Origin of the sequence: Pseudomonas sp. T1.Ur, from assembly GCF_023516725.1 — a bacterium.
Lineage (GTDB): Bacteria > Pseudomonadota > Gammaproteobacteria > Pseudomonadales > Pseudomonadaceae > Aquipseudomonas > Aquipseudomonas alvandae.
The window spans coordinates 1,706,955-1,719,195 of sequence record NZ_JAMGSN010000001.1 but is presented as its reverse complement, the minus strand read 5'-3'; the positions used below and the strand labels follow the sequence as shown (position 1 = coordinate 1,719,195).

Genomic DNA, 12,241 nt, shown 5'->3' with positions numbered 1-12,241 from the left:
TTCGAATGGTCAGTAGCCCAACGACAATCCGGTGTTGCGGCGTGGATCGTTAGCGCCGTAGAAGCGGTTCTTGCCCACCGGCTTGCCGCCCAGTGACGGCGCGCCCACCAGGATTGCGGCGATGTGGTTCGGGTCCTGCGGCCCGGCGAACTTATGGCCCCAGCTCTCCAGTAACTTGAGCGTATCGGGGCTGGCGGCGAAGGTTTCCAGGTTGGTTTCCTCCGGCATCCACTGTTGATGGAAACGCGGCGCATCCACCGCTTCCTGCAGGTTCATGCCGTAGTCGATCACGTTGAGGATGGTCAGCAAGGTCGCGGTGATGATACGGCTGCCGCCCGGGGTCCCGACGACCATCACGGTCTTGCCGTCCTGGGTGACGATGGTCGGGCTCATGGACGACAGCGGCGCCTTGCCCGGCGCGATGGCGTTGGCTTCGCCCTGCACCAGGCCGTACATATTGGGCACGCCGACCTTGGCGGTGAAATCGTCCATTTCGTCGTTGAGGATCACCCCGGTCTTGCTCGCCATCACGCCGGCGCCGAACCAGTCGTTGAGGGTGTAGGTGACGGAAACGGCGTTGCCCCACTTATCGACGATCGAATAATGGGTGGTGTTGCTGCCCTCATGGGGGGCCACGCCGGGTTTGATTTTTTTCGAGTCACCGGCTTTCTGCGGCTCGATCGCGGCGCGCAGCTTCGCCGCGTAGTTCTTGTCCAGCAGGTGGTCGATGGGGTTCTGCACGAAATCCGGATCGCCCAGGTAGCTGTTGCGATCGACGTAGGCGTGACGCATGGCTTCGATCTGGTAGTGCATGCCCTGGGCCGAGTGGAAACCCAGGTCCTTCATCGGATAACCGTCGAGGATGTTCATGATCTGGCACAGCACCACGCCACCTGAGCTGGGTGGCGGCGCGGAGATGATGTGGTAGCCGCGATAATCACATTCCACCGGCGCCAGCTCGCGGGTCTTGTACTTGTCCAGGTCTGCCTGGGTGATGATGCCTTTGTTGGCCTGGCTGGAGGTGACAATAGCGTCAGCGACCCAGCCTTTGTAGAACCCATCGGCGCCCTTGGTGGAGATTTCCCGCAGCGTCTTGGCGAGGTCCTTTTGCACCAGTTTCTGGCCGGCCTGCATCGGCTCGCCGTTGTGCAGGAAGATCGCGCCGGAATCACGCGCATCCTTCTTGAACACATCGGTGGCGGTTTCCAGCAGATCGACATCCCCCTGCTCCAGCGTGAAGCCTTCCTCGGCGAACTTGATGGCCGGGGCGATCAGCTCTTCCCGCGGTTTGCTCCCATATTTCTTCAGCGCCAGTTCCATGCCGGAGACGGTGCCGGGCACGCCTACCGCCAGATGGCCGCGCGTACTGAGTTCGGGAATGACGTTGCCGTCCTTGTCCAGGTACATGTCGGCCGTGGCGGCCAGGGGCGCTTTTTCACGGAAGTCCAGGAAGGTCTTGCGACCGTCGGCCATTTGCAGGGTCATGAAACCGCCACCGCCGAGGTTGCCCGCCGCCGGGTAGACCACCGCCAGGGCATACCCCACCGCGACCGCCGCGTCCACCGCATTGCCACCGTTCTTGAGCACATCGACGCCAACGTGGGTGGCCAGGTGCTGGGCGGTCACCACCATGCCGTTCTCGGCGGCAACCGGGGCTTGGGACGCAGCGTGGGCAGTCAGACAGCAGAGGGAGAGCGAGGTGGCGATGAGGGTCCGGGCCAGGGATTCGAACTTCATGAGTCGGTCTCTTCTTGTTTTAAGGGTCGGGATCGCTTCAAAAGCACAGACGAGTATGGCTCGATTTACGCAATATGCCCGTTTCCCGTCGAGCGGCTTACGTCATCGTCGTCCTTGGGATAGGCTCACTGCGCTTGATCATCCCAATGCACAAGGACATCACTGATGACGCTGCGAATCGAACGCACGGACGCTCCAACCGATGAACAACGCCAGGCCATCCTCGCGCCACTGCGGACCTATAACATCGCCCAGACAGGCGGAAGCGCGCCAGAACCGGTCGCCTGGCTGGTGCGCGACGAGCACGACGAAATCGTCGGCGGACTCTACGGCCGGGTATTTTTCCGTTGGCTCTATATCGAGTTGCTGGTGGTGCCGGAACAGGCCCGGGGTCAGGGCACAGGCTCGGAATTGATGCAGATGGCCGAACAGCTGGCCAGGGAAAAGGATTGCGTGGGGATCTGGCTCGACACCTTCGACTTCCAGGCCCCTGATTTCTACCGTCGGCATGGTTTCACCGAATGCGGCAAGATCGAGGACTATCCGCCGGGGCACCGACGCTTCTTCTTCCAGAAGCGCCTGAATTCCGAAAATTGAAACGCCCCTGTGGGAGCGAGCTTGCTCGCGATCGCGGTGAATCAGTCAACTGCCACGCAAGAAGATCAAACCCCTCGCGAGCAAGCTCGCTCCCACAGTGGTTTGGGTGCTTAGAGACACGTCGCCAACGCCGCCAACCGGCGCTTGGCGACGAAGTCGTCATGCTTGGCGTAGTAGCTCAACGCGGTCCCCGTGGCACTGGCTTGCAGATCGACAAACGATTCGGCCGAGCGGGTGTACACCGTCGAGCCGCCATTCTTGCCCGGTTGCAGGTAGGCGCCGGCATCGACACCAAACACCGATTCATCTTCCCAGGCGAATTTCACGCACTCGGCGACATTCTGCTGCGGCTTGTCGGAGGCCAGGGTCTTGTAGGGGGCTTGGGTCCGGGCTTGTTCCATCGCCGACCCCGCGCAGCCGGCCAGCAGGGTCGCGGCCACGGCCACCATCAGCATTCGCATCGCATTCACTCATCGAGAAAAAAACGGACTGTAGCATTGCGCCCCCTGTTGCCGTGCGGCTTTACCGAAATTTGCACGCGACAACGACTGTCGATTCGCGCAACCTGTTGGCTTATGACCAAGGAGCGACCATGGCGACAACCGAACAGCAACACGAACGAGCCTTGCAGATTTTTCTCGCCCAGCGCCCCGAGCTGCGTCTCGAACTGGACACTCTCAACCCGTTGCTGGCCCAGGCCAAGGGCGAGTCGGCCGAACAGTACCGCGCCGAACACTTGCACGAAGCATTCGAAGCCGAGGCCGAAAGCCTCGGGTTGTTCGCCTGGGAACTGACGCTGTTGCTGACGACCGACTCCGCCGAGGACTACCAGGCCCAACGCATGGAAGTGCACAAGGAAGTCGCGGAAATGGCGGGGATGGAATGGGCGGAGTATTGCCAGTTACATGGCCTCGAAAGCCAAGGCTGAACACAGGCCCCCCTGTAGGAGCTGCCGAAGGCTGCGATCTTTTGATCTTGATCTTGATCTTGATCTTTCGCTTGAGACTTAATCGTCAGGACAAGATCGCAGCCTCGTTGCACTCGACGGCTCCTACACAGCTCCTACCATCTCCTACCAGCTCCCCTCCAGCGCCTACACCCGCGGTCCAACAGGTCTTGCCCTTCTGGCAATCGCCCCCTCGTCCATAAAGCATTATCATGGCCGCAGTTTTGCTGATCGGGTCTGTCATGAAGTTCGCCATCGCGCTGTTTTCCGCCGCCCACGCGCCCTCCTCGCGCCGCGCCATGCTGTTTGCCCAGTCCGTCCTGGCCGGTGGGCATGAGATCGTGCGGTTGTTTTTCTACCAGGATGGCGTCTACAACGCCGCCAACAGCGTCGTCACGCCTCAGGACGAACAAGACCTGCCCCAGCAATGGCGCGCATTCGTCACCGAGCATCAGCTCGACGGCGTGGTCTGCATCGCAGCGGCGTTGCGCCGTGGCGTGTTGAACGCGGAAGAAGCCCAGCGCTACCAGCGTTCGGCGGCCAGTGTCGAAGCGCCCTGGGCGTTGTCCGGGCTCGGCCAGCTGCACGATGCGATCCAGGACGCCGACCGCTTGATCTGTTTTGGAGGCGCGTGATGGCCAAGTCTTTGTTGCTCATCAGCCGTCAGGCCCCATGGTCGGGCCCTGGCGCCCGGGAAGCGCTGGACATCGTCTTGGCCGGCGGCGCGTTCGACCTGCCCATCGGCCTGTTGTTTCTCGATGACGGCGTGTTCCAGCTCGCCGCCGGACAGCACGCCAAGGTTGTCCAGCAAAAGGACCTGAGCGCCAATTTGCAGGCATTGCCGATGTTTGGCGTCGACGACCTGTTTGTCTGCGCCGACAGCGCCGCCGAACGCGGTCTCGCTGTCGATGCCCTGGCGCTGGACGACCTGAACGTATTGGGCGCAGCGGACATCGCCGCGCTCATTGACCGCTATGACCAGGTGATCACCCTCTGATGTCGACCTTGCATGTGTTGTCTCATTCCCCCTTCGGCGACAGCCGTCTCGCCAGCTGCCTGCGGATCCTGGGCACTCACGACGCGCTGCTGCTATGCGGCGACGCGGCTTACGCGCTGCAACCCGGTACCGCGCCGTTCGCCACGCTGCACGCCGGCGGCTGCAAAGTGTTCGTCCTGACCGAAGACGCACAGGCCCGCGCCTTGCCTATTCCGGACTGGGCCGAGGCCATTGATTATCCAGCCTTCGTCGAACTGTCGATCCAGCATGACAAGGTCAACAGCTGGCTATGAAGACCCTGACCGTAGGCGAGCGCCGCATTGCGCTGGACAAGGATGGCTACCTGGCCGACCTCAATGACTGGTCCGCCGCCGTAGCCACGGCCCTGGCCACTGCCGAAGACGTCGAGCTGAGCCCCGAACACTGGGAAATCCTCGAACTGCTGCGGGCCTTCTACGATGAATTCCAGCTGTCCCCCGCCACCCGGCCGCTGATCAAGTACACCGCGCTGAAACTGGGGCCGGACAAGGGCAACAGCCTGCACCTGAACCGATTGTTCAAAGGCACTCCCGCCAAACTCGCCGCCAAGCTGGCGGGCCTGCCCAAACCGACGAATTGCCTATGACCGACTTCCCAGCACTGACCCTCGAAACCCCCGCCGAGCACCCGTTCGCCCAGTTCGTTCGCATCCTTGGCAAAGGCAAGCGCGGCGCCCGCAACCTGACCCGTGAAGAAGCGCGGGAAGCCATGGGCATGGTGCTCGACGAGCAGGTTGAAGAAACCCAACTCGGTGCATTCCTGATGCTGTTGCGGCACAAGGAAGAAAGCGCCGAGGAAATGGCCGGCTTCACCGACGCCCTGCGTCAGCGCCTGGAGGTGCCGACATTGGCGGTGGACCTCGACTGGCCAACCTACGCCGGGAAGAAGCGTCATCTGCCTTGGTACCTGTTGGCGGCCAAATGCCTTGGACAAAACGGCGTGCGCATCTTCATGCACGGCGGCGGCGCCCACACGGCGGGCCGGCTCTACACCGAGCAACTGCTGGGCTTCTTGAGCATCCCCTTGTGCCGCGACTGGCAGCAGGTCGGCACGGCACTGGACAACGGCGGCCTGGCCTTCATGCCGCTGGTGGATTGGGCACCGCAGATGCAGCGCATGATTGACCTGCGCAACACCCTGGGCCTGCGCTCGCCGATCCATTCCCTGGCGCGGATCCTCAATCCGCTGGGCGCACGCTGCGGCCTGCAAAGCATCTTCCATCCGGGCTACCAGGCCGTGCACCGCGAGGCCAGCGGCTTGCTGGGCGACACCGCCATCGTGATCAAGGGCGACGGCGGCGAGATCGAGATCAATCCGGACGCCGACAGCCATTTGTACGGCACCGCCGGCGGCAGCAGCTGGGATGAGGAATGGCCGCGCCTGTCCGAGCAACGCCACGTCAAACCGGAGAGTCTTGACCCCGAGCATTTGAAAGCGATCTGGCGTGGCGACGTCGAAGACAGTTACCCGCAACTGGCGCTGATCGCCACCATGGCTTTGGCCTTGCGCGGCCTGGGCGACACGCGCGACGAAGCGTTCGACAAGGCCCGCCAGTATTGGGATGCCCGAGACAGATCGATTTAATCGATCATCAGCGCCCAACCTTTGCGCTATTAGTTCGAACCTATCGGAATAGACTCGTCTCCAATGATGATTGAGCGAGGACATCCAGATGGGTTTGTTGGTCAAGGGCCGCTGGCAGGACCAGTGGTATGAAAGCAAGGACGGCAGCTTCCAGCGTGAACAGGCACAACGGCGCAACTGGGTGACCGCCGACGGCAGCGCCGGCCCCTCGGGTGAGAGCGGTTTCGCCGCCGAGGCCGGGCGCTACCATTTGTACGTCTCCCTGGCCTGCCCCTGGGCGCACCGGACGCTGATCTTTCGCAAGCTCAAGGGCCTGGAAAACCTGATCGACGTCTCGGTGGTCAGCTACTTGATGCTGGAGAACGGCTGGACCTTCGACAAGGCCCACGGCTCGACGGGCGACAAGCTCGACCATCTCCGATTCCTGCATCAGCGCTACACCGCCGACACGCCGGACTATACGGGCCGCGTGACCGTCCCGGCGCTGTGGGACAAACAGCAACGGCGTATCGTCAGCAACGAATCGGCGGAAATCATCCGCATGTTCAACGGCGCTTTCGATGGCTTGACCGGCAACGACCTGGACCTGTATCCCGAGCCCCTGCGCCACGAGATCGATGGCTTGAACGAGCGGATTTATCCAGCGGTGAACAACGGTGTGTATCGCGCCGGGTTCGCGACGAGCCAGGCCGCTTATGAAGAGGCCTTCGATGAGCTGTTTGCCGAACTGGATCGGTTGGAAGCCTTATTGGAAACCCGCCGCTACCTGGCGGGCGAATACCTGACCGAAGCCGATATCCGCTTGTTCACCACGATGATTCGCTTCGACGCGGTGTACTTCGGTCACTTCAAATGCAACCTGCGGCGCATCGCCGATTACCCGAACCTGTCGAACTGGCTGCGAGAGCTGTACCAATGGCCGGGCATTGCCGAGACCGTGGATTTCACCCACATCCAGGGGCACTACTACGGCAGCCACAAGACCATCAACCCGAATGGGATTGTGCCCAAGGGGCCGAAGCAGGATTTCACCGTGGCCCATGACCGGGGACGGTTGAGTGGGAAAGGGATCTGGCGAGGTGCTGGGAACTGATCCTGGATTCTCGCGGTATTTGAAGGCCTAATCGCGAGCAAGCTCGCTCCCACAGTGGACTGTGTTCAAACATGGCCTCCTGTGGGAGCGAGCTTGCTCGCGATGGGGACAACGAGGTCCTCAGACCTGCCCTTGAGCCCCTTCAAACCAAGCCAGCTTCTCGCGCAACTGCACCACTTCCCCAACGATCACCAGGGTCGGCGCATGCACCTCATGCTCGGCCACCAACCGTGGCAGATCCGCCAAAGTGCCGGTGAAAACCCGCTGGTTTGAAGTGGTGCCTTGCTGGATCAATGCCGCTGGCGTGTCCGCCGCGCGACCGTGCTTGATCAGCTCGTTGCAAATCACTGGCAAGCCGACCAGGCCCATGTAGAACACCAGTGTTTGCGCCGGCGAGACCAGGTCAGCCCATGGCAGGTCGCTGGTGCCGTCCTTGAGGTGACCGGTGATGAAACGCACCGACTGGGCATAGTCGCGATGGGTCAGCGGAATCCCGGCGTAGGCCGCGCAACCGCTGGCGGCGGTGATGCCCGGAACGACCTGGAACGGGATGCCATGGGCCGCCAGTTCTTCGATTTCTTCGCCACCACGACCAAAGATAAACGGGTCGCCGCCCTTCAACCGCACCACGCGCTTGCCTTGCCGGGCCAGGTCGACCAATTGCTGGTTGATCTGATCCTGCGGCACCGCATGCTCGGAACGACGCTTGCCGACATAGACCCGTTCGGCGTCGCGCCGGCACAGCTCGAGGATCGCCGGGGCCACCAGGCGGTCGTAGAGCACCACGTCCGCCTGTTGCATCAGGCGCAGCGCCCGGAACGTCAACAGGTCCGGATCGCCCGGCCCCGCGCCCACCAGATAGACTTCACCCGGCGCGTTCGGCGCCTCGCCATCAATCTTCTCCCGCAGCAGCCGCTCGGCCTCCGCGCCCTGCCCGGCCAACTGACGGTCGGCAATCGGGCCTTGGAACACCTCTTCCCAGAACGCCCGCCGTTGCTGGACATCGGGGAACAAGCCTTTGACCTGGTTGCGAAAACGCGCCGCCAAACCGGCCAGCTGCCCGTATGTCGAGGGAATCCAGGTTTCCAGCTTGGCGCGGATCAACCTCGCCAGCACCGGCGCATCGCCGCCACTGGACACCGCGATCACCAGGGGCGAGCGATCGACAATCGCCGGGAAAATCACGCTGCACAGGGCCGGCGCGTCCACCACGTTGACCGGCACGCAGCGCTTGTGGGCGTCGGCCGAGACCTGGGCATTGAGCGGCTCGTCGTCGGTGGCGGCAATGATCAGCCCGCAACCGTCCAGGTCTGCCTCGACGTATCCGCGCTGGACGCATTCGCCGCCGCTGCCACTGACCAGTTCCCGCAGTTGCGGTTCGATGTCGGGTGCGACCACCCGCAGCAACGCGCCCGCATCGGCCAGCAGGCGAGACTTGCGCAAGGCAATCTCACCACCGCCGACCACCAGCACGCGGCTGCCGCGCAGGTTGTGGAACAGTGGCAAATAGTTCATTTAACCAATGACCTCGAGGCCGCCCATGTACGGTTTCAACACCTCGGGCACGCGGATCGAACCGTCGGCCTGCTGGTAGTTTTCCAGCACAGCCACCAGGGTGCGCCCCACCGCCAGGCCAGAGCCATTGAGGGTGTGGACCAGCTCCGGCTTGCCGGTTTCCGGGTTGCGGAAGCGGGCCTGCATACGGCGGGCCTGGAAGTCGCCGCAGTTGGAGCACGACGAAATCTCGCGGTACTTGTCCTGGCTCGGAATCCACACTTCCAAGTCATAGGTCTTCACCGCACTGAAGCCCATGTCGCCGGTGCACAAGGCCAGGGTGCGATACGGCAGCTCCAGCAGTTGCAGGACTTTCTCGGCGTTGGCGGTCAGGCTTTCCAGGGCTTCCATGGATTTCGACGGTTCGACGATCTGCACCATCTCGACCTTGTCGAACTGGTGCTGGCGGATCATGCCGCGGGTATCACGGCCCGACGCGCCGGCTTCGCTGCGGAAGCACGGCGTATGGGCGACGAACTTGATCGGCAGTTGCTTGGCATCGACGATCTCGCCCGCGACGATGTTGGTCAGCGAGACTTCGGCGGTCGGGATCAGGTACAGGTCGGCTTCGCCGTCGCGGCTGATCTTGAACAGGTCTTCCTCGAACTTCGGCAACTGGCCGGTGCCTTGCAGCGCCGGGGCCTGGACCAGGTACGGGGTGTAGGCTTCTTCGTAGCCGTGCTCGGTGACATGCAGGTTGATCATGAACTGCGCCAAGGCGCGATGCAGACGGGCGATCGGCCCGCGCAGCAAGGCAAAACGCGCGCCCGACAGCTTGGCGGCGGTCTCGAAGTCGAGCCAGCCGAATTTCTCGCCCAGGGCCACGTGGTCCTGTACCGGGAAATCAAAGGTGGTCGGCGTGCCCCAGCGGCGTACTTCGACGTTGCCGTCCTCGTCTTCACCGACCGGCACCGATTCGTGGGGCAGGTTCGGAATACCCAGCAGGATCGAATCCAGCTCGGTCTGGATCGCGTCCAGTTCGGTCTTGCCTGCGCTCAACTCGTTCGCCATGCGCTCGACATCGGCCATCAGCGGCGCGATGTCTTCGCCGCGCTGCTTGGCCTGGCCGATGGATTTGGAGCGCGCGTTACGTTCAGCCTGCAGGGCTTCGGTGCGGGTCTGGACGGTCTTGCGCTGTTCTTCCAGCGCTTCGATGCGCGCGACGTCCAGGGCAAAGCCACGGGAAGCCAGGCGGTCCGCTACGTCCTGAAGGTTGCTACGTAACAGTTTGGAATCGAGCATGTCGGTCTCTCGTTATCAAAGTTTGGTCAGGGACAGGCCGGCCCAGGTGGCGAGCAGCCCGCCGAATACGGTGATGGCCGCGTAGCCCAGGGCCAGCAGCACTTGGCCGCTTTCCAGCAGGCGCACCGTATCCAGTGAAAAGGATGAAAAGGTCGTCAGGCCGCCAAGAAAGCCGACCATCAGCCCCGCACGCACCTCGATGGGCACCTCGGGGCGAATCAAAAACAGCCCGTAAAGAACGCCGATCAGCAGACAGCCCACGATATTAACGGCCAGCGTCGCAGTATAGAAGTGCCTGGGCCAATTTGCGTTGATCCAGTTACCGGTGGCGAAACGCAACAACGTGCCGGCAACGCCGCCAGCGGAAACTGCGAGTATCAGGGGGATCAAGGCTTTCTCCGCTGCCGTGGACTCAGGCGATCCAACTGCGCCAAGTGGTTGAGCTTCTCGCCGATCTTCAACTCAAGGCCACGGGGGACGGGCTGGTAGAAGCGCTGGGGTTCGAGTTCTTCGGGAAAATAGTCTTCGCCGGCGGCATAAGCGTCGGGCTCGTCATGGGCATAGCGGTATTCGTCGCCATAGCCCAACTGCTTCATGAGCTTGGTCGGCGCGTTGCGCAGGTGCAGTGGCACTTCGAGGGAGCCGTGCTCGGCGGCGCTGCGCATCGCGGCCTTGAAGCCCATGTACACGGCGTTGCTCTTCGGCGCGCAAGCCAGGTAGGTGATGGCCTGGGCCACGGCGAGCTCGCCTTCCGGGCTGCCAAGGCGCTCCTGCACGTCCCAGGCCGCCAGGCACAGGCTCAAGGCACGCGGGTCGGCATTGCCGATGTCCTCGCTGGCCATGCGCACCACCCGCCGGGCCAGGTACAGCGGATCGCAGCCGCCGTCGATCATGCGCGCAAACCAGTACAGGGCACCGTCAGGATTGGAGCCGCGTACCGACTTATGCAGGGCCGATATCTGGTCGTAGAACGCCTCGCCGCCCTTGTCGAAACGCCGACGGGTATCGCCCAGCAGGCTTTGCAACAGCTCGACGCCGATCTCGCTGTCGTCTTCGGCCAGGTCCGAGGCGTTTTCCAGCAGGTTGAGCAAGCGCCGGCCATCGCCGTCGGCGGCGCTGAACAGTATCTGGAAGCCCTCATCGCTGAGGCTCAAGTGACGCTTGCCCAGGCCACGCTCTTCAGTCAGCGCGCGATGCACCAGCTTGCGCATGGCCACTTCGTCGAGGCTCTTGAGCACGTACACCCGCGCGCGTGACAGCAAGGCGTTGTTGAGTTCGAACGAAGGGTTTTCGGTGGTCGCGCCGATGAAAATCAGCGTGCCGTCTTCGACATAGGGCAGGAATGCGTCCTGCTGGGATTTGTTGAAGCGGTGGACCTCGTCGACGAACAGGATGGTGCGCTTGCCGTACTGGCCAGCCTGTTGCTTGGCGACTTCCACCGCCTGGCGAATTTCCTTGACCCCGGCCAACACCGCCGACACCGTTTCGAAATGCGCGTCCGAGACTTCCGCCAACAATCGCGCCAGGGTGGTCTTGCCCACGCCTGGCGGCCCCCAGAAGATCATCGAATGCAGGGCGCCCTGCTCCAGGGCCTCGCGCAGAGGCTTGCCGCGGGCGAGCACATGTTCCTGGCCGACGTACTCATCCAGGTTGGTCGCGCGTAGACGGGCGGCCAATGGCTGGGCAATCGGGGCGCTTCGAAACAGGTCCATCACTGCTTATGCAACCTCCACTGGGGTCCTGTTGAACACCGCTCCCACAAAGGGGGCTTGGGGTTATTCCTGGATCACGTCCGCACCCTTGGGGATGTCGAACTTGAACTTGGACGCGGCGATCGGCTCGTTGGCCTTGACCCCGGTGAACAGGATATTGGTGCGCTGACCAACGCTGTCGATCAGTTGCATGTCATTGACCAGGCCATTACGGAACGACAGGCGCAGGCTGTCGAACAGGCTGTCCTTGGTCTTGGGCTTGAGCGTGAAGTCAATCACGCCACCGGCTTCCTTGGAGGTGATGTCGAAACTCTGGCTGATCTCGGAAATGTCACCGGACAGCAGCAACGCCGGCGTCTGGGTCAGGCGGTGGTCGAGGGTCTTGATGGTGACCTGCTCCAGGTCCGGGTCCCACAGGGAGACTTTCTTGCCATCAGACACCATCAGTTGTTCGGCGGGTGCATCGGTGTGCCAGTAGAACAGGCCGGGGCGCTGCAGGGCCATGTCACCGGCGGTTTCCTGCAATTGGGTGCCACTGCCGTCGAGGGTCAACTGGGAGAAACGTGCCGTCAGGGTCTGGGAGCCACCCAGCAATTGAGTCAGGCGGGCCACGTCCTTTTCGCCGGCGTGGGCCGACAACGTGCTCAAGGCCAATACGGGCAACAGCAGCATGCGAATCAGGCGCATGGGAATCCTCATGAATTCGTGGGGGGTCGAGCGGCGCGTCATCACGCCGCCCG

The 12,241-nt window shown here is 62.7% G+C and carries 15 protein-coding genes; 8 read left to right on the top strand and 7 right to left on the bottom strand.

From position 1 onward, the window contains the following. Positions 1–9 precede the first annotated feature (9 nt). A complete protein-coding gene (gene ggt / locus M8Q45_RS08000; RefSeq protein WP_249874226.1) occupies positions 10–1,737 on the bottom strand; it encodes a gamma-glutamyltransferase in 1,728 nt (575 codons plus the stop codon). Positions 1,738–1,902: 165 nt separating this feature from the next. On the opposite strand from ggt, the gene M8Q45_RS07995 reads away from it, so the two are divergent. Beyond that, positions 1,903–2,334 carry a GNAT family N-acetyltransferase gene (locus tag M8Q45_RS07995; protein ID WP_249874225.1) on the top strand — a complete coding sequence of 144 codons (432 nt, stop codon included), beginning with the start codon at positions 1,903–1,905 and terminating at the stop codon, positions 2,332–2,334. 110 nt (positions 2,335–2,444) lie between these two features. On the opposite strand, the gene M8Q45_RS07990 is transcribed toward M8Q45_RS07995, so the two are convergent. Next, positions 2,445–2,795 (bottom strand): hypothetical protein, encoded by a 351-nt coding sequence (locus M8Q45_RS07990; protein ID WP_249874224.1) that lies wholly within the window; start codon positions 2,793–2,795, stop codon positions 2,445–2,447. 131 nt (positions 2,796–2,926) lie between these two features. Here M8Q45_RS07990 and M8Q45_RS07985 point away from each other — a divergent pair, with 131 nt between their 5' ends. The 7 genes from M8Q45_RS07985 to M8Q45_RS07955 all read left to right on the top strand — a co-directional run bounded on the left by M8Q45_RS07985 (position 2,927) and on the right by M8Q45_RS07955 (position 6,993). Then, positions 2,927–3,262, top strand: coding sequence for a DUF6388 family protein (locus tag M8Q45_RS07985; RefSeq protein WP_249874223.1), 336 nt, complete (start codon positions 2,927–2,929; stop codon positions 3,260–3,262). Between the two features lie 260 nt (positions 3,263–3,522). Continuing rightward, a complete protein-coding gene (gene tusD / locus M8Q45_RS07980) occupies positions 3,523–3,915 on the top strand; it encodes a sulfurtransferase complex subunit TusD (protein ID WP_249877287.1) in 393 nt (130 codons plus the stop codon). Further along, positions 3,915–4,277 carry a sulfurtransferase complex subunit TusC gene (tusC, locus tag M8Q45_RS07975; RefSeq protein WP_198796057.1) on the top strand — a complete coding sequence of 121 codons (363 nt, stop codon included), beginning with the start codon at positions 3,915–3,917 and terminating at the stop codon, positions 4,275–4,277. Before tusD ends, tusC begins: the two co-directional genes overlap by 1 nt. Continuing rightward, entirely contained in the window at positions 4,277–4,570 is a 294-nt protein-coding gene (tusB, locus tag M8Q45_RS07970; protein WP_249874222.1) for a sulfurtransferase complex subunit TusB, read from the top strand. Before tusC ends, tusB begins: the two co-directional genes overlap by 1 nt. Then, positions 4,567–4,902 (top strand): TusE/DsrC/DsvC family sulfur relay protein, encoded by a 336-nt coding sequence (locus tag M8Q45_RS07965; protein WP_249874221.1) that lies wholly within the window; start codon positions 4,567–4,569, stop codon positions 4,900–4,902. The genes tusB and M8Q45_RS07965 overlap by 4 nt, the downstream gene beginning before the upstream one ends. Continuing rightward, positions 4,899–5,900 (top strand): glycosyl transferase family protein, encoded by a 1,002-nt coding sequence (locus M8Q45_RS07960; protein WP_249874220.1) that lies wholly within the window; start codon positions 4,899–4,901, stop codon positions 5,898–5,900. Before M8Q45_RS07965 ends, M8Q45_RS07960 begins: the two co-directional genes overlap by 4 nt. An 88-nt stretch (positions 5,901–5,988) precedes the next feature. After that, positions 5,989–6,993, top strand: coding sequence for a glutathione S-transferase family protein (locus tag M8Q45_RS07955; protein ID WP_249874219.1), 1,005 nt, complete (start codon positions 5,989–5,991; stop codon positions 6,991–6,993). 120 nt (positions 6,994–7,113) lie between these two features. On the opposite strand, the gene cysG is transcribed toward M8Q45_RS07955, so the two are convergent. The 5 genes from cysG to lolA all read right to left on the bottom strand — a co-directional run bounded on the left by cysG (position 7,114) and on the right by lolA (position 12,188). Further along, on the bottom strand, positions 7,114–8,508 hold the full coding sequence (cysG, locus tag M8Q45_RS07950; RefSeq protein ID WP_249874218.1) for a siroheme synthase CysG: 1,395 nt from the start codon (positions 8,506–8,508) through the stop codon (positions 7,114–7,116). Continuing rightward, positions 8,509–9,789 carry a serine--tRNA ligase gene (serS, locus tag M8Q45_RS07945; RefSeq protein WP_181287759.1) on the bottom strand — a complete coding sequence of 427 codons (1,281 nt, stop codon included), beginning with the start codon at positions 9,787–9,789 and terminating at the stop codon, positions 8,509–8,511. Between the two features lie 15 nt (positions 9,790–9,804). Then, on the bottom strand, positions 9,805–10,179 hold the full coding sequence (crcB, locus tag M8Q45_RS07940) for a fluoride efflux transporter CrcB (RefSeq protein ID WP_030141344.1): 375 nt from the start codon (positions 10,177–10,179) through the stop codon (positions 9,805–9,807). Continuing rightward, a complete protein-coding gene (locus M8Q45_RS07935) occupies positions 10,176–11,501 on the bottom strand; it encodes a replication-associated recombination protein A (protein WP_249874217.1) in 1,326 nt (441 codons plus the stop codon). Before M8Q45_RS07935 ends, crcB begins: the two co-directional genes overlap by 4 nt. Positions 11,502–11,564: 63 nt before the next feature. Further along, entirely contained in the window at positions 11,565–12,188 is a 624-nt protein-coding gene (gene lolA / locus M8Q45_RS07930; protein ID WP_030141342.1) for an outer membrane lipoprotein periplasmic chaperone LolA, read from the bottom strand. Positions 12,189–12,241 lie beyond the last annotated feature (53 nt).